Origin of the sequence: Comamonas sp. GB3 AK4-5, from assembly GCF_041320665.1 — a bacterium.
In the GTDB taxonomy this organism is placed as follows: Bacteria; Pseudomonadota; Gammaproteobacteria; order Burkholderiales; family Burkholderiaceae_C; genus Comamonas.
Genome location: NZ_CP166730.1, coordinates 408,306 through 425,698, shown reverse-complemented (window position 1 = coordinate 425,698; position 17,393 = coordinate 408,306). Strand labels below are relative to the sequence as shown.

Here is a 17,393-nt window from a genome sequence, read left to right as displayed (position 1 = left end):
TGCTATCCATAGAGGAGTCACCAGCTCACGTAAAACATCGCCTTGGCCAACACCACAATGGCCAGCACATGGCAAAAAATGCAGAGGTGCAAGCGCCGCGAACGCCGGGCATGAAGCTGGCCGCGCCGGCGCCAGAGTATGGCCATCACAAAGTGGCCGAACACGCTGAATGCCAGCAGCATCTTGATGGACAGCAGCAGGCCCAGGCTGCTGGCCAGCGGCTGGGCCAACAGGGCGCGGTGCTGCCAGGCCATGGCCAGTCCTGCGGCATAGAGCAGCAGCAACACCCAGGGCATGACGGCCACGGCGCGCGTGCCCAAGGCCTGCTCGACCGGGATCAGGGTTCTGGCAGGCAGCTTGCGCGCGATGCCGCCGAGGATGACCACCTCAAAAAACACGGTGCCGGCAAAGGCGATGGCGGCCAGCAAATGCACGGTGACCAAGAAACCATAGGGCATGGCTTACTGCCTTTTCCTCGAGGTTTTCGCAGAGATGTTGCGCAGCATTGCCACCGGTTGCGGCACGGCAGACGCCGCTGCAGGCAGCACATCGGCCAGAGAGAATCCGTCCAGGTGCGCCATAAAGCTTTGCAAGGCCCCGTCCAGCACGCCTGCCAGAGCGCAATGGCCGGTCAGGCCGCACTGGCTGGCGCCGCCCTGGCATTCCACCAAGGCAAAATCGCTTTCCATGCCGCGCACCACGGCACCCAGGTTGATGTCGGCAGGGCTGTGCGCCAGGCGCATGCCGCCGCCTTTGCCGCGCACCGTCGCTATCCAATCCTGCTGGGCCAGCAAATGGGTGACCTTCATCAAATGGGCCTCGGAGATGCCATGGGCCTGCGCCACCTCGGCAATCGTGCACAGGCGCTCCGGCCGCTGCGCCACATACATCAGCAGGCGCAGCGCGTAATCGGTCATGGCGGTCAAACGCATCAGCGCCTCCGAATCGGTATGGCACCCTGCCCGGCCTGGTCCACACGCGGGCGGATCAGCAGGGGTGCAAAACGCCACAGATACAGGCCAAAGCCCAATACCCAGGCCAGGGCCGATGCATGCAGGGCAGCCAGCGACAGTGCCGTAGGCCACAAGGCCAGCAGGCGCAGCACAGCCGCCGCGATGACCAGACCATAGGCCGCGACCATGCTGGCATCGCTGCGCAGCGGCCGGCCCAGATGGCCCAGGGCCGTGCGCGTCACCATACCCATGATGAGGACGGCAAAACCCGCCACGCCGATCACATGCACCGGCCATGCCAGCCGCAGCACCCAGCCCGCAGCCTGGGCTGCCGCCACCAGCAGGCCCACGCCCAGGCCCGCATGGCCAAGATACAGCACCCACAGCAGGGGCACTTTGCGCACGGCCCAGGGCTTCCAGGCCAGCAGCTGCCACAGCGTGAGCAGGCCGGCCACGGCCAGGCCCAGCGCCAGCCCGGGCTGCCACCCCAGCAGCAGGCAGACCAGGGCCAGGCCGCTGGCGCCCAGCTGCCAGGGGCCGCTGCCGCCCAGCATGGGAATGTCCAGCCCGGCCACGGCACGCATGGCAAAAAACGGAATCACGCGCCGCGCGATCAGCAGCGCGATGATGGCCATGCACAGCAGGCCGGCGTAAAAGCGCTGCATCAGCAGCCCATAGTCGCCCTGCCAGGCCGCCCACAGGTACAGGCCATCGACCACAGCCAGGCCCAGCAGCAGGAGGGGCAGCCCGTAGTTGCGCCGGCTGCGCGTGGCATAAATCACCCGGCCCAGGGCAACGGCTGCGCCCGCAAAGAACAGCAGCTCGGCCGCCGCCCCCAGCACCAGGGCAGGCATGCCCGGCAACAAAAAGGCGATGCGCGCCAAGCACCACAGGGCACACAAGGCAGCCAGAGGCTTGCCCTCCAAGGGGTTGCGCCCCGTCCAGTTGCCGGCGGCCGTGAGCAAAAATCCCACGGCAATCGTGGCCACAAAGGCCCACAGCATTTCATGCGCATGCCACAGCACGCCGCCCAGTTGCCCCGTCAGCCACTGCGGGGCATATACCCACAGCGCCACCGACAGCGCGGCCCACAGGCAGCCGGCCAGGTACAAGGGCCTGAAGCCCATGGCCATAAAGGCCTTCCACTCAGGCGCGGGCTGCGGGGCGGCTCGCGGCTCTTCTATCTGCAATAGCGGCGTCATGGGACAACATCCGGCAATAAGATGTATTAAATATATATCTTTAAAACCAGCAGTGCATGGCCAAAAATAGTGGGACTGATGTAGCGCAAGGAGGAAGCGAATGGCGAAGGCGAATGGCCGCTACAGCGACGCTGACAGCGCACCCAGTGCCTGCATGACCTGTCTATCGATCTGTACTGCCCAGGGCATTTGCCCATCACCTTGCACCCGGTAGCTGGCGCCATTGGGCATGGGCCAGCCCATTTGAAAGCGCTTGAAGGCCTGCATGCCCTCGCGGCCTTCCCAGGCAAAGCCCGAGAGCTGCCAGCACAGCATGGCCATCCACAGGCCATGGCCAAAGACCACGCTGCGATCCGGCAACTGGGGCAGATTCTGGCTGCGGAACTGCTGCACGCGCCGGCCGAATTCGGCATAGGTTTCGGCCTGGGTGCCGGTGCGCAAATCGGGGTCAGCTGCCTCCCAGTACTTGGCAGCCACCGCCATGCGCTGCTCGCCCTCCATGCCGGCAATGCATTCGTAGGCGATGGCGTCCATCTCATGCAGCAGCGGTTCCAGCTGTGCAGCCAGCCCCCATTGCTGGCAATAGGGCTGGGCCGTGTCCTGGGCCCGGATATAGGGCGAGGCCAGCACCAGCGCAGGCTGGGTGGGCAGGCTGCTGGCCAGCAACTGGGCCTGTGCCTGGCCCAGCAGGCTCAGGGGAATATCGGGATGGGGTGCGGACACGGCACCCAGATTGGCCGTGCTTTGCCCGTGGCGTACAAAGGTGATGCTGCGCATGGGGTCCTCGTTCAATCCCCCTCCTTGCCAGTGCCTGCACGCCGCTGCTGGCGGGCATGCAAAAAACCCAGCATTTGGGGGTGCCGGCAAAAACAAAAAGCCCCAGTACCGTGAGGTACCGGGGTTTCAAAATTTGGTGGCCTGGGACGGAATCGAACCGCCGACACAAGGATTTTCAATCCTCTGCTCTACCGACTGAGCTACCGGGCCAATAGCAATGGATGGGCGTGGGCTTTGCCACATACAGCGAGCTTTGCTGCGTATGAAAAAAGCGGAAGGTTTGCACCATCCGCTCGTTTCCAATTTTGGTGGCCTGGGACGGAATCGAACCGCCGACACAAGGATTTTCAATCCTCTGCTCTACCGACTGAGCTACCGGGCCTAGAGCTCTCGATTATATACAAAGAAATCGACTGCTCAGGAAAAACGGCAGATTTTTTAGTTGCCGCGCTTGTTGCGCCCCAGATCCACCCCCAGCTGACGCAGCTTGCGGTAGAGGTGGGTGCGTTCCAGCCCGGTTTTTTCGGCCACACGCGTCATGGAGCCGCCTTCGCGTGCCAGGTGGAACTCGAAATAGGCTTTCTCGAAACCGTCGCGCGCCTCGCGCAGCGGGCGGTCCAGGTCAAAGCCCTGGTGGGCACTGAGCGTGGTGTCGTGCATGCCACCGCGGCCCAGCACAGGCTGCGAAGCCATGGCGGGCTGCTCTTCCTGGCGTTCGCTGTACAGCGCCGCAGGCGCGGACGGGGCCGCTGCCGAGGAGGCTGCACCGCCGGCCTTGGTCAGGCCTTGCTCCACTGCCTTGAGCAGCTTTTGCAAGGTGATGGGTTTTTCCAGAAAGGACTGGGCGCCGATGCGGGTGGCCTCGACCGCCGTATCGATGGTGGCATGGCCACTCATCATGATGACGGGCATGGTCAGCTGCCCCGCCATGGACCATTCCTTGAGCAGAGTGACGCCGTCGGTGTCGGGCATCCAGATGTCGAGAAGGACCAGGTCGTAGTGATGCGCGTTGCGGGCCTCTCGGGCCTGGGTCGCGTTTTCTGCCAGGTCCACACTGTGACCTTCGTCGTTGAGGATTTCCGACAACAAATCTCGAATCCCCAGTTCGTCGTCGACCACCAGTATGTTTGCCATGTGTCTTGAAGCCTATGTACTGCGGTACGCGGTCGCCATCCCTTCCGACGCCGCGGCGTTGTTATTCGGGATGAATGATAGCGACACTTGTGCGCCTTGGGTCACACCCGCTTCGCTGCGGTTGGCCAAATCGATGCGCGCACCATGCTCATCTGCGATTTTCTTGACCACCGCCAAGCCCAGCCCTGTGCCCCGCACCTTGGTTGTCACGTAGGGCTCGAACGCCCGCTGCAGGATATGGGGAGGAAAGCCCCCCCCGCTGTCACTAATGCTCAGACGCACACGGCGCGCCGCCTCCAGCCACTGGGTGCTGAGCCGCACCGGCGGTGGGGCCACGCCTTGTGCGCTGGCCTGCTGCTCGGTGGCGTCTTGTGCATTTTGCAAAAGATTATGAATCACTTGGCGCAGTTGTTGGGCATCACCCGCAATCGGCGGGCACTGCGGGTCCAGTTCAAGCTGCACGGGCACGCGGGCATTCTCTTCACCATAGAGGTGCATCACGTCCTGCACCAGGGCATTCAGGTCCAGCACCTGCAGCTCGGCGGCCGGCAGGCGTGCGTAGTCGCGGAACTCATTCACCAGACGCTTCATGGCGTCGACCTGCTCCACGATGGTGCGCACCGAGCGGTGCAGCAAGGCCTGCTCGGCTTCGGGCAGCTTGCCCGCCAGCTTCATGTCCAGGCGCTCGGCAGAAAGCTGTATGGGTGTCAGCGGGTTCTTGATCTCATGGGCCACGCGGCGGGCCACTTCGCCCCAGGCCTTGGAGCGCTGGGCCGAGACGATTTCCGAGATGTCGTCGAACACCAGCAGCCGGCGCTCGCCGGGTAGCTCGGCACCGCGCACCACCAGGCTGGTCTTGTCATGCTGTACCTCGCCGGCGCGAGGGAGGTCGCCATGGGTACCCAGCTCGAACACCTGCTGCCAGCGGTCCCGCCCCAGCGAGGCGCCCTGCTCGCCCAAAAACACATTGAACTGTTCCTGCACCATGGCGCCAAAGCCTTCCAGGCCCGGCACATCCCCCAGCGCGTGGCCGACATGGGCAGCCATGGGCAGACGCAGAATGCGCGTGGCGCCGGGGTTGGTGGAGATGACATGGGCTTGCGCATCCAGCACCAGCACGCCGGAGGTGAGGTTGTCCAAAATAGTCTGCACGTTGGTGCGTGCGGTCTGTACTTCGTCCATGCTTTTGTCCACGGCAGCGCGTGCATCGGCCAATTGCTGGGTCATCAGGGCAAAGGAGCGGGTCAACCCGCCCAGCTCGTCATGGGTTTGCACCACGGCCTTGGGTCGCAAATCACCCTCGGTCACGTCCCGCACGCCCTGTGCCAGCAAAAGCAAGGGCCGGGCCAGCTGGTTGGCCAGCAGCACGGCCATCAGTACGGTGCCGAACACGGCCAGGAACAGGCTCAGCGTCAGCGTGCCGATGTACATGCTGCGCAAGCCGCTGCGGCCCAGGGCGCGTTCCTGGTACTCCCGGTTGGCCTCCTGCACCGCCAGCGCATTGCTCACCAGGGCCTGGGGCATGGGTATCACCACCTGCAGATAGCGCGGCTCTTCCAGCAAGCCCACGCTGGGGTTGTTGACCACGGCCAGCGTGCGCACGCGCACCTGGCGGTAGGCGTTCGGGTCCTTGGGGTCTATATCGTCCAGGCCTTCAATCGTGGCCAATGGCCGCTGGCTGCGCAGGCTGCGCAGCTGCTGGCTGCTGGGCCTGTCGGGCTGCAGCGAAAAAAGGGATTGGCCGGCCGTGGCCAAGGCCTTGCCGCCACCACTCCACAAGATGACATCGGTGGCGCCCAGTTGGTCGCGTATGCGCTCCAGCACCAGGCCGGCGGCGGCATCCGGCACCTGGGCCAACTGGTTGCTGGCGGTGCGGGTGTTGTTGGCCATGTCCTGGGCCACGGTATTGAGGGTGACGCTGGCCAGGCTCACGCCGGCGGACAGCGCGCCTTCGACCTTGACGTCAAACCAGCTTTCGATGGAGCGCGACACGAACTGGTAGGACACCACATAGATCAGCAGCCCCGGCACCACGCCGGCAATGGCGAACACGGCGGCCAGCTTGAGCAGCAATCGGCTGCCGAATTTGCGCTGCCGCCAGCGCAGCAGCAGGCGCACCGCCATCCACAGCAGCACACACAGCAACACCGCCGCCACCACCACGTTCAGGCCGAACAGCCACAGGTAATGGCGCTCGTACAGCACGCGGTTGTTGGTGGCCAGGGTCAGCAAAAACAGCAGCACCAGGGCAATGGCGCAGATCACGGCAGCCGAAACACCCACTGCCCAACGCACGGCCTTGGGGTTGAGCGATGCGCCGGAAGAGGAAAAAGAGGGTTTCATTGCAGGCTGAGCACATCCACGCGCTGCACACGCGACTCCAGCACGCTCCAGCTCTTGCGACCCAGGGTGCCGATCTGCAGCGGTCGGGGCAGCTGCGCAATGTCGATGCGCATCTGCAATTCCACCAGCAGCTCACCGCTGCTGGGCAACTGGGACAGCTCGGCCACGCTCCAGCGGGTGATGCGCTGCATGGACTGCAGCGCGTCGTCCAGGCTGTCAAAGCCGACCCCCAGCGCCACCCCACCGCCTTGGCCACGCTCATTAAGCGGGCTGCTGCTGCTGTACAGCCGCCAGCGGCGCGTGAGGGGCTGGTAGCTCAGGCGCATATGGCGCTCCACCTGGGCAATGAGCTTGTCGCTCCAATACCAGCGTTCGCTGACCATGCGCGCGCTTTGCACGAAATGCACCGGAATGCCTTTGTACAAGGCGTCTTCCACCAGTGTCGGCAGCTCGAAATTCAGTGCAGCGCTGAGTTGCAGCACCTCGCCGGTGCTGCGCAGCTGCAGGCCACGGTTGTCTGCATCGACAGACAGCTCGGCCACTGCGGAAGGCGCCTCGGCCTCCGCCCAGACAGGCGCCACGGTCCCCAGCCACAGGACGGACGCCAACAGTGCGGCACCGCACCGCACTGCGGCACGCCCGGGGTCAAGGCGCCTTGGCGAAGAGCGCGTAGAAGAAACCGTCGTGATCACCAGCACCATTGTCCGGGAGTGGGCCATCCACCGACCAAGTTCCGGGAATTAAATGCCCTGGAGAGGGCAGAAGCCTGGCCTCGGTGTTGCGCATAAGAAACGCTTTGACCTGTGCAGCGCCTTCGGCCTGGAAGATGGAGCAGGTGCAATACAGCAAGCGGCCACCGGGGCGCAGCAGCGGCCACAGCGTGTCCAGCAGCTGCGACTGGATGGCGGCCAGCTGGGCCACATCGCTTTCGCGCCGCAGCCAGCGCACATCGGGGTGGCGGCGCACAATGCCCGAGGCCGTGCACGGCGCGTCCAGCAAGATGGCATCAAAGGGTTGGCCGCCATTGGCCTGCTGCCACCACTGCGCGGGCTGGCCGGCATCGGCCACCAGCACCTGGGCCTTGGCACCCACGCGCTCCAAGGTGCCATGGATGCGCTGGGCGCGCACCGCATCCACCTCCAGCGCCGTCACCTGCAGGCGCTCGCCCCCCAGCTCCAGCAGATGGGCCGTCTTGCCACCGGGGGCGGCGCAGGCATCCAACACCTGCAGGGCGCGGTCGCCCTCCAGGTCCATGCCCTGTAGCAGCAAAGGCGCCGCCAACTGGGCTGCGCCGTCTTGCACGGAGACCAGGCCTTGTGCAAAGCCAGGCAGGGCATCCACGGGCTGGGCCTTGGCCAGTTGCACGCCGTGGGCACCGAAGGCTGTTGCTTTCAAATCAATAGCATTCAACGCTTGCAGATACTGCGCTGGTGTGCTTTTTTGCGCATGAACGCGCAAGGCCATGGGCGCATGGGCGTTGTTGGCTTCCAGAATCTGCTGCCACTGCGTGGGGTATTCGCGCTGCAGGCGGGTGATCCACCACAGCGGATGATTCCAGCGGGCCTGCAGATCGCTGTCGGTCTGGGCCACCAGCGCTTCGCGCTCACGCAGGAAACGGCGCAAGGAGGCGTTGATGAAGCCAGCCTGGCGGGCTGTGGGGCCGTGCTTGGCGGCCTCCACCGTCTGGTTGACCAGGGTGAATGGAGTGTAGGGGGCAATAGCCTCATCCCAGGCCAGGGCCAGGGCCGCGCACAGCAGCGCATCCACCTTGGGGGCTGGGGCCTTGGGCGCCAACAGCGCGCGCAAGGCCAGGGCACGGCCCAGGTGGCGCAGCACCTGAAACAGCAGGGCCTGCACCCCAGGACGCAGCGCGGCGGGCACGGCTTGCAGCACCGCCGCCCCGGATTGGCCGGAACGGATGGCCTGCAGCGCCTGTGCCACATGGGACAGCTGACGCGACAGCGCCACCGGCTGGGCCGGGGCGTTGGAACGGGAGGGGGCTGAGGGTTTGTTCATAAATCGATCACGGCGAAAGCCTGGGCTTTCGCATCAACACATTGCCACCCTGCACGGGCTAGCAAAAATTCCATACAACAACACGAATACGGGGCAGCAGAGGATATGCCGGAGTGGGCCTCAGCAGCCCCATTGGCCCCAACCCTAGCCCACAACGGCCAGACAGTGCTTGAGGCGCGACGCAGGCCCGCAGACAGTACTTGGGTACGGCCAGGGCCTGCAACAAAGCATCAAGCGCTGTATGGCCGCCTCAAAACGACTCACCCATCCAAGCCGCAAGGCTTGAATATTCCGTGAGGAAGCAATAAAAAACGCTCCCTGCCTGCGTGGGCAGGCGGGGAGCGTATCGCTCAGGCGAAACGACGGCGCTTAAGCAGCGCTGTCTTCACCAGCAGGCTCGTCGGCCGTCACGCCAGCCAGCTCGGCCGCTTCGGCATCGGCAATGGCGCGGCGCTCTGCGTCGTCCATGGCGTCCTTGGCCTTGCGTGCCTGGTGGTAGGCCAGACCGGTACCTGCGGGGATCAGACGACCCACGATCACATTTTCCTTCAGGCCACGCAGCTCGTCGCGCTTGCCCATGATGGCAGCCTCGGTCAGCACGCGGGTGGTTTCCTGGAAGGAAGCCGCGGAGATGAAGGAGTCGGTCGACAGCGAAGCCTTGGTAATACCCAGCAGCACGTTGGAGTACGTAGCCGGAATCTTGCCGTCCTTTTGCTTGGCTTCGTTGGTGTTGAGCACTTCGGAGCGCTCCACCTGCTCACCCTGGATGTAGGTGGTATCGCCGGGGTTTTCGATCACGACGCGACGCAGCATCTGGCGCACGATCACTTCGATGTGCTTGTCGTTGATCTTCACGCCCTGCAAGCGGTACACGTCCTGCACTTCGTCCACGATGTAGCGCGAGAGTTCCTCGATACCCAGCAGGCGCAGGATGTCCTGCGGATCAGCCGGGCCGTCGACGATGGACTCGCCCTTGTTCACCACCTGGCCTTCGTGCACCAGGATGTTGCGCTCCTTGGGCACCAGCTCTTCCCAGACCTTGCCTTCCAGATCGGTGATCTGCAGGCGAATCTTGCCCTTGGTTTCCTTACCAAAGGAGATGGTGCCGGTCATCTCGGCCAGCGTGCCCTTGTCCTTGGGTGTACGGGCTTCGAACAGCTCGGCCACACGCGGCAGACCACCAGTAATGTCGCGGGTCTTCTGACCTTCGACCGGGATACGGGCCAGCACTTCGCCGGGGCCCACGTCCTGACCGTCGCGCACCTGGATCAGCGCACCCACCTGGAAGCCGATGGTCACCGAGTGGTCGGTGCCAGGGATCTTGACTTCCTGGTTGTTGGCGTCGATCAGCTTGACCTGGGGACGCACCACCTTGGCAGAGCCACGGCGCTTGGGGTCGATCACCACCAGGGTGGACAGGCCGGTCACTTCGTCGACCTGCTTGGCCACCGTCAGGCCCTCTTCCACGTTCTCGAATTTCACCTGACCGGCGTATTCGGTAATGATGGGGCGGGTCAGCGGATCCCAGTTGGCCAGGATCTTGCCGGCCTTGATGACTTCATCGGGCCTGATGGTCAGGATGGCGCCATAAGGCACCTTGTGACGCTCACGCTCGCGGCCGTTGTCGGAGATGACGATTTCGCCGGAACGGGAAATCACCACCAGCTCGCCCTTGGTGTTGCTCACATAGCGCATGGTGGCGTTGAAGCTCACCGCACCGTTGGACTTGGCTTCCACGCTGGAGGCAATGGCTGCACGCGAAGCCGCACCACCGATGTGGAAGGTACGCATGGTCAGCTGGGTGCCGGGCTCGCCAATGGACTGTGCAGCGATCACACCCACGGCTTCGCCGAGGTTGATCAGGCCGCCACGGCCCAAGTCGCGGCCATAGCAGGTGGCGCACAGGCCATAGCGGGTTTCGCAGGTCAGCGCAGTGCGCACCTTGATTTCGTCCACGCCCTGGGCTTCCAGCTCTTCAATGAGGTCTTCATTGAGCAGGGTGCCTGCAGGCAGCAGCACAGTGCGGGTTTCGGGGTGCAGCACCTCTTCGGCCGTGGAGCGGCCCAGCACGCGGTCGCGCAGGGACTCGATCACTTCACCGCCTTCGACGATGGCGCGCATCAGATAGCCGTTATACGTACCGCAGTCCTGCTCGTTCACGACCAAGTCTTGCGTCACGTCCACCAGACGACGGGTCAGGTAACCCGAGTTCGCGGTCTTCAAGGCCGTGTCGGCCAGACCCTTACGGGCACCGTGGGTGGAGATGAAATACTGCAACACGTTGAGGCCTTCGCGGAAGTTCGCGGTAATAGGCGTCTCAATGATGGAGCCGTCAGGCTTGGCCATCAGGCCACGCATGCCGGCCAGCTGGCGGATCTGGGCTGCAGAGCCTCGGGCACCGGAGTCGGCCATCATGTAGATGGCGTTGAAGGACTCCTGGTCCACCGAGTTGCCGTGGCGGTCGGTGGTCTTCTGGACCTTGAGCTGGTCCATCATCACCTTGGACACGTCGTCACCGGCCTTGCCCCAGATGTCCACCACCTTGTTGTAGCGCTCACCAGCCGTCACCAGACCGGAGACGTACTGCTGTTCGATTTCCTTCACCTCGGACTCGGCGCGGGCCAGGATATCGGCCTTTTGCGGAGGCACCAGCATGTCGTCGATGGCCACGGAGAAGCCAGCGTGCGTGGACAGGCGGAAGCCGTTTTGCAGCAGCTTGTCGGCAAAGACCACGGTGGCCTTCAGACCGCACTTGCGGAACGAGGCGTTGATGAGCTTGGAGATTTCCTTCTTCTTCAGCGCCTTGTTGATGTTGCTGAAGGCCAGGCCCTTGGGCAGGATTTCCGACAGCAGTGCGCGGCCCACGGTGGTTTCCACCAGGCTGACCGTCTTCACAAACTCGCCAGAGTCCTTGTCCTTGTTCCACTCGGGCAGACGCACGCTGATCTTGGCGTGCAGCTCCACCTCATCAGCGTCCAGGGCGCGTTGGACTTCGTTGGTGTCGGTGAACACCATGCCTTCGCCCTTGCCGTTGATCTTGTCGCGGGTCGCGTGGTAGAGACCCAGCACCACGTCCTGCGAAGGAACGATGGAGGGCTCGCCCGAAGCGGGGAACAGCACGTTGTTGGAGGCCAGCATCAGCGTGCGGGCTTCCATCTGTGCTTCCACGGACAGGGGCACGTGCACAGCCATCTGGTCACCGTCAAAGTCGGCGTTGAATGCCGCGCAGACCAGCGGGTGCAGTTGCAGTGCCTTGCCTTCGATCAGGATGGGCTCGAACGCCTGGATACCCAAACGGTGCAGCGTAGGCGCACGGTTGAGCATGATGGGGTGCTCTTTGATCACCTCTTCCAGGATGTCCCACACCACGGGAGAGCCAGATTCGACTTCCTTCTTGGCGGCCTTGATGGTCGTGGCAATGCCCATCTGCTCCAGACGGGAGAAGATGAAGGGCTTGAACAGCTCCAGGGCCATCAGCTTGGGCAGACCGCACTGGTGCAGCTTGAGGTAAGGACCCACGGTAATCACGGAACGACCGGAGTAGTCCACGCGCTTGCCCAGCAAGTTCTGGCGGAAACGACCGCTCTTGCCCTTGATCATGTCGGCCAGAGACTTCAGCGCGCGCTTGTTGGCGCCCGTCATGGCCTTGCCGCGGCGGCCGTTGTCCAGCAAGCTGTCCACGGCTTCTTGCAACATGCGCTTTTCGTTGCGCGCGATGATTTCGGGAGCCTTCAGCTCCAGCAGGCGACGCAGACGCGAGTTGCGGTTGATGACGCGGCGGTACAGGTCGTTCAGGTCGGAGGTCGCAAAGCGGCCACCGTCCAGGGGCACCAGCGGACGCAGATCGGGAGGCAGCACGGGCAGCACTTCCATCACCATCCAGCCGGGCTTGATGCCGGACTTCTTGAACGCTTCCAGCAGCTTCAGGCGCTTGGCGTTCTTCTTGACCTTGACTTCGGAGCCGGTCAGATCGCCGCGCAGACGCTCGATTTCGCTGTCGATATCGATGCCTTCGAGCAGGTCCTTGATGCCTTCGGCGCCCATCTTGGCGGTGAACTCGTCATAGCCGAATTCACGCTGTTTGGCGTCGTAGTCGTCCTCGGTCATGATGCCGAACTTCTTCAGCGGGGTCATGCCGGGGTCGGTCACCACATAGGCTTCAAAGTACAGCACACGCTCGATGTCACGCAGCGTCATGTCCAGCACCAGGCCCAGGCGCGAAGGCAGGGACTTCAGGAACCAGATGTGTGCGCAGGGCGCAGCCAGGTCGATGTGACCCATGCGCTCGCGGCGCACCTTGGTCTGTGTGACTTCAACGCCGCACTTCTCGCAGATCACACCACGGTGCTTGAGGCGCTTGTACTTGCCGCACAGGCACTCATAGTCCTTGATCGGGCCAAAGATCTTGGCGCAGAACAGGCCATCACGCTCGGGCTTGAAGGTACGGTAGTTGATGGTCTCGGGTTTCTTCACCTCACCGAAAGACCACGAGCGGATCTTTTCGGGCGAAGCCAGACCGATCTTGATGGCATCGAAATGCTCATCCGGCGTGAATTGCTTGAACAGGTCGAGTAACGATTTCATGGACTCTTTCCCTTCAATATTTAAGAACGTTCGAGTTCGATGTCCAGGCCCAAGGAACGGATTTCCTTGACCAGCACGTTGAACGACTCGGGCATACCTGCCTCGATGGCGTGCTCGCCCTTGACGATGGATTCGTACACCTTAGTACGGCCCACCACGTCGTCGGACTTCACGGTCAGCATTTCCTGCAGCACATAGGCGGCGCCGTAAGCTTCCAGCGCCCACACTTCCATTTCACCGAAACGCTGGCCACCGAACTGGGCCTTACCGCCCAGAGGCTGCTGCGTCACCAGCGAGTACGGGCCGGTGGAGCGGGCGTGCATCTTGTCGTCGACCAAGTGGTGCAGCTTCAGGTAGTGCATATAGCCCACGGTGGTCGGGCGCTCGAAGCGCTCGCCAGTACGGCCATCAAACAGGTAAGCCTGGGTGCGGGTGTCGGTCAGGCCCTTGCGCTCCTTCAGCTCATCGGGATATGCCAGCTTCAGCATGTCCTTGATTTCCTGCTCGGAAGCACCGTCGAACACCGGGGTGGCAAACGGCACACCGGTCTTCAGGTTCTCGGCCATGGCGAACACGTCGGCATCGCTCAGCTGGGACAGATCTTCCTTACGGCCGCGGCTGTTGTAGATCTCTTCCATGAAGGCACGCACTTCGGAAGCCTTGGCTTCGTCGCGCAGCATGTCGCCGATGCGCTGGCCCAGGCCCTTGCCGGCCCAGCCCAAGTGCACTTCCAGCACCTGACCGATGTTCATACGCGAAGGCACGCCCAGCGGGTTCAGCACGATGTCGGCGGTGGTGCCGTCGGCCAGGTAAGGCATGTCTTCCACGGGCACGATGCGGGAAACCACACCCTTGTTACCGTGGCGGCCGGCCATCTTGTCACCAGGCTGCAGACGACGCTTGACGGCCAGGTAGACCTTGACCATCTTCAGCACGCCAGCGGGCAACTCGTCGCCTTGCGTGAGCTTCTTGCGCTTTTCCTCGAAGGCCAGGTCGAACTCATGGCGCGTTTGCTCCAGCGAGTTCTTGATGGATTCGAGCTGTGCAGCCACTTCGTCTTCGGCAGGGCGGATATCGAACCAGTGGAACTTCTCCACGCCGTCCAGATAAGCCTTGTCGATCTTGGCACCCTTGGACAGCTTGTTCGGGCCGCCATTGGCCACGCGGCCGATCAAGAGCTTCTCGATACGGTCGAAGGCGTCGGCTTCCACGATACGCAGCTGGTCGTTCAGGTCCAGGCGGTAGCGCTTGAGTTCATCGTCGATGATCTGCTGGGCGCGCTTGTCACGCTGGATGCCTTCACGGGTGAAGACCTGCACGTCGATCACAGTGCCCGACGAGCCCTGGTCCACACGCAGCGAGGTGTCCTTCACATCGGAAGCCTTCTCGCCGAAGATGGCACGCAGCAGCTTTTCTTCAGGCGTCAGCGTGGTTTCACCCTTGGGTGTGACCTTGCCCACCAGCGTGTCGCCAGGTTGCACCTCGGCGCCCACGTAGATGATGCCGGACTCGTCCAGGCGGTTCAGCTGCTGCTCGGACAGGTTGGGGATGTCGCGGGTGATTTCTTCCGCGCCCAGCTTGGTGTCACGGGCCATGACCACCAGTTCCTCGATGTGGATCGAGGTGTAGCGGTCTTCGGCCACCACGCGTTCGGAGATCAGGATCGAGTCTTCGAAGTTGTAGCCGTTCCAGGGCATGAAGGCGATCAGCATGTTCTGGCCGATGGCGATTTCGCCCAGGTCGGTCGAAGCACCGTCGGCAATCACGTCACCCTTGGCCAGCTTGTCGCCGCGCTTGACCACGGGACGCTGGTGGATGTTGGTGTTCTGGTTGGAACGCTGATACTTGATCAGGTTGTAGATGTCCACACCGACTTCACCAGCCACGGCTTCGTCGTCGTTCACACGGATCACGATGCGGGTCGCGTCCACGTAATCCACGGTACCGCCGCGCTTGGAAGTCACCACGGTGCCGGAGTCGACCGCGGCCACGCGCTCGATACCGGTGCCCACCATGGGCTTTTCGGGACGCAGCACAGGCACGGCCTGGCGCGACATGTTGGCGCCCATCAAGGCACGGTTCGCGTCGTCGTGTTCCAGGAAGGGAATCAGCGAAGCGGCCACGGACACGATCTGCGCAGGCGACACGTCCATGTACTGCACGCGCTCGGGCGACAGCAGGGTCGATTCACCGGCTTCACGGGCCGACACCAGCTCGCCCACCAGACGGCCTTCGGCGTCCAGCTCGGCATTGGCCTGGGCGATCACGTACTTGCCTTCTTCGATGGCCGACAGATAGTCGATTTCCATCGTCACCTTACCATCCACCACGCGGCGGTAGGGGGTTTCGATGAAGCCATACTCGTTCAAGCGAGCGTACAGCGCCAGGGAGTTGATCAGGCCAATGTTCGGGCCTTCAGGCGTTTCGATAGGGCAGACGCGGCCGTAGTGGGTCACGTGCACGTCACGCACTTCAAAGCCTGCGCGTTCGCGGGTCAAACCACCTGGGCCCAGGGCGGAAACACGGCGCTTGTGCGTGATTTCTGCCAGGGGGTTGGTCTGGTCCATGAACTGCGACAGCTGCGAAGCACCGAAGAACTCCTTCAGGGCCGCAGAAATCGGCTTGGAGTTGATCAGGTCGTGGGGCATCAGCGGCTCTTGCTCGGCCTGACCCAGACGCTCCTTCACAGCCTTTTCGATACGTGCCAGGCCGGTGCGGTACTGGTTTTCGGCCAGTTCGCCCACGCAGCGCACGCGGCGGTTACCCAGGTGATCGATGTCGTCGACTTCGCCCTTGCCGTTGCGCAGATCCACCAGGATCTTGACCACGGCCAGGATGTCTTCGTTGGACAGCACCATGGGGCCGGTCGCATCGTCGCGGCCCACCTTGGCGTTGAACTTCATGCGACCCACGCGCGACAGGTCATAGGTATCGGCGTTGTAGAACAGGCGCTGGAACAGGGCCTGCACGGCGTCTTCGGTCGGCGGCTCGCCGGGGCGCATCATGCGGTAGATGGCCACACGCGCGGCGAATTCGTCGGCGGTTTCGTCGGTGCGCAGGGTTTGCGAGATGTAGGCGCCCTGGTCCAGTTCATTGGTGTAGATGCACTGGATGTCCTGGATGCCGGCGCTGCGCAGCTTCTTCAGCAGGGCTTCGGTCAGCTCTTCGTTGGCCTTGGCAATGATCTCGCCGGTGTCCGGGTCAATGATGTTCTTGGCCAGCACGCGACCGATCAGGAAGTCTTCGGGCACGCTGATGTACTTGGTGCCGGATTGCTCCAGTTCGCGGGTGTGGCGGGCCGTGACACGCTTGTCCTTGGCCACCACGACCTTGCCGGACTTGTCGGTGATGTCGAAGCGGGCCACTTCGCCCTTCAGGCGATCGGCCACGAATTCCATCTGCGCGCCGCTGTCCATCAGGCGGAAGTTATCGTTGACGAAGAAGTTCGCCAGGATGGACTCGGGGGTCAGGCCAATGGCCTTCAGCAGGATGGAAACCGGCATCTTGCGACGGCGGTCCACACGGAAATACAGCAGGTCCTTGGGGTCGAACTCGAAGTCCAGCCAGGAGCCGCGGTAAGGGATGATGCGTGCCGAGAACAGCAGCTTGCCCGAGCTATGGGTCTTGCCCTTGTCGTGTTCGAAGAACACGCCAGGCGAGCGGTGCAGCTGGGAAACGATCACACGCTCGGTGCCGTTGATGATGAAGGAACCCTTGTCGGTCATCAGGGGCACTTCGCCCATGTAGACCTCTTGTTCCTTCACTTCCTTGACCACCTTGGACTGCGACGTGGACGACTCGCGGTCATAGATGATCAACTGCACCTTGGCGCGCACTGCCGAGGCGAATGTCAGGCCACGGGTCTGGCATTCACGAACGTCGAAAGCGGGCTTGGCGAGGTTGTACTCAACAAACTTCATCTCCACAAAACCATTGTGGGAGACGATGGGGAAAGCGGAATTGAAAGCCGCTTGCAGGCCTTCAATGCTACGTTTTTTGGGGGCTAGATCTGCTTGCAGGAATGCGGTGTAGGCATCTTTTTGCATCTGCAGCAGGTAAGGCACTTCGAGCACGCTATCGCGGCTGCCGAAACTTTTGCGGATCCGCTTGCGTTCGGTGTAAGAATAGGCCATGAGATCTCCGGGCAAAGACTTGAGTCCTGGGTCTGCGACGACACGGTCCGGCAAGAAGGGCGCGCTCCTTTTGCCGGCTTGGCGGTTGGCCACTACCAACCATGGCTGACGGCGATGCATTGCACATCGCCCGAACCAAGGCATCTTCTGCTGTCGGGTTGTCAGAAGACACTAGAAAAAAGGCTTGTATACCCCTTTTTCTGGTGTGCTCTGGAGGCGGATTCCACAAGCACCAAAGGCTGGAGGCCCTT

At 62.9% G+C, this 17,393-nt stretch carries 10 protein-coding genes and 2 tRNA genes; all 12 read right to left on the bottom strand.

What is annotated here, in order from left to right:
• Nucleotides 1-17: 17 nt before the first annotated feature.
• Nucleotides 18-458, bottom strand: a complete 441-nt coding sequence (locus ACA027_RS01930; protein WP_370680727.1) for a CopD family copper resistance protein — start codon at nt 456-458, stop codon at nt 18-20.
• 3 nt (nt 459-461) lie between these two features.
• Nucleotides 462-932 (bottom strand): Rrf2 family transcriptional regulator, encoded by a 471-nt coding sequence (locus ACA027_RS01925; protein ID WP_370680726.1) that lies wholly within the window; start codon nt 930-932, stop codon nt 462-464.
• On the bottom strand, nt 932-2,155 hold the full coding sequence (locus ACA027_RS01920) for an NnrS family protein (protein WP_370680725.1): 1,224 nt from the start codon (nt 2,153-2,155) through the stop codon (nt 932-934). The genes ACA027_RS01925 and ACA027_RS01920 overlap by 1 nt, the downstream gene beginning before the upstream one ends.
• Nucleotides 2,156-2,275: 120 nt before the next feature.
• Nucleotides 2,276-2,932: a histidine phosphatase family protein gene (locus tag ACA027_RS01915; RefSeq protein ID WP_370680724.1), complete on the bottom strand. Its 657-nt coding sequence runs from the start codon at nt 2,930-2,932 to the stop codon at nt 2,276-2,278.
• A gap of 134 nt (nt 2,933-3,066) precedes the next feature.
• Nucleotides 3,067-3,142: transfer RNA gene (locus ACA027_RS01910), tRNA-Phe, on the bottom strand.
• A 96-nt stretch (nt 3,143-3,238) separates the two neighbouring features.
• A tRNA-Phe gene (locus ACA027_RS01905) sits at nt 3,239-3,314 on the bottom strand.
• Nucleotides 3,315-3,370: 56 nt separating this feature from the next.
• The gene (locus ACA027_RS01900; protein WP_370680723.1) at nt 3,371-4,066 is read right to left on the bottom strand and encodes a response regulator; all 696 of its coding nucleotides are present in this window, start codon (nt 4,064-4,066) and stop codon (nt 3,371-3,373) included.
• Between the two features lie 12 nt (nt 4,067-4,078).
• Nucleotides 4,079-6,409: an ATP-binding protein gene (locus tag ACA027_RS01895; protein WP_370680722.1), complete on the bottom strand. Its 2,331-nt coding sequence runs from the start codon at nt 6,407-6,409 to the stop codon at nt 4,079-4,081.
• The gene (locus ACA027_RS01890) at nt 6,406-7,017 is read right to left on the bottom strand and encodes a DUF4390 domain-containing protein (RefSeq protein ID WP_370680721.1); all 612 of its coding nucleotides are present in this window, start codon (nt 7,015-7,017) and stop codon (nt 6,406-6,408) included. Before ACA027_RS01890 ends, ACA027_RS01895 begins: the two co-directional genes overlap by 4 nt.
• 37 nt (nt 7,018-7,054) lie before the next feature.
• Complete coding sequence (rsmB, locus tag ACA027_RS01885; RefSeq protein WP_370680720.1) at nt 7,055-8,425, bottom strand: 16S rRNA (cytosine(967)-C(5))-methyltransferase RsmB; 1,371 nt, start codon at nt 8,423-8,425, stop codon at nt 7,055-7,057.
• A 369-nt stretch (nt 8,426-8,794) separates the two neighbouring features.
• Nucleotides 8,795-13,009: a DNA-directed RNA polymerase subunit beta' gene (gene rpoC, locus ACA027_RS01880; RefSeq protein WP_370680719.1), complete on the bottom strand. Its 4,215-nt coding sequence runs from the start codon at nt 13,007-13,009 to the stop codon at nt 8,795-8,797.
• A gap of 20 nt (nt 13,010-13,029) precedes the next feature.
• A complete protein-coding gene (rpoB, locus tag ACA027_RS01875) occupies nt 13,030-17,142 on the bottom strand; it encodes a DNA-directed RNA polymerase subunit beta (protein WP_370680718.1) in 4,113 nt (1,370 codons plus the stop codon).
• Between the last annotated feature and the right edge of the window lie 251 nt (nt 17,143-17,393).

What these genes read in the sequence shown, in the direction of transcription:
- ACA027_RS01930 (WP_370680727.1), bottom strand. Translation starts at nt 458, where the DNA reads ATGCCCTATGGTTTCTTGGTCACCGTGCATTTGCTGGCCGCCATCGCC.
- ACA027_RS01925 (WP_370680726.1), bottom strand. Translation starts at nt 932, where the DNA reads ATGCGTTTGACCGCCATGACCGATTACGCGCTGCGCCTGCTGATGTAT.
- ACA027_RS01920 (WP_370680725.1), bottom strand. Translation starts at nt 2,155, where the DNA reads ATGACGCCGCTATTGCAGATAGAAGAGCCGCGAGCCGCCCCGCAGCCC.
- ACA027_RS01915 (WP_370680724.1), bottom strand. Translation starts at nt 2,932, where the DNA reads ATGCGCAGCATCACCTTTGTACGCCACGGGCAAAGCACGGCCAATCTG.
- ACA027_RS01900 (WP_370680723.1), bottom strand. Translation starts at nt 4,066, where the DNA reads ATGGCAAACATACTGGTGGTCGACGACGAACTGGGGATTCGAGATTTG.
- ACA027_RS01895 (WP_370680722.1), bottom strand. Translation starts at nt 6,409, where the DNA reads ATGAAACCCTCTTTTTCCTCTTCCGGCGCATCGCTCAACCCCAAGGCC.
- rsmB (WP_370680720.1), bottom strand. Translation starts at nt 8,425, where the DNA reads ATGAACAAACCCTCAGCCCCCTCCCGTTCCAACGCCCCGGCCCAGCCG.
- rpoC (WP_370680719.1), bottom strand. Translation starts at nt 13,009, where the DNA reads ATGAAATCGTTACTCGACCTGTTCAAGCAATTCACGCCGGATGAGCAT.
- rpoB (WP_370680718.1), bottom strand. Translation starts at nt 17,142, where the DNA reads ATGGCCTATTCTTACACCGAACGCAAGCGGATCCGCAAAAGTTTCGGC.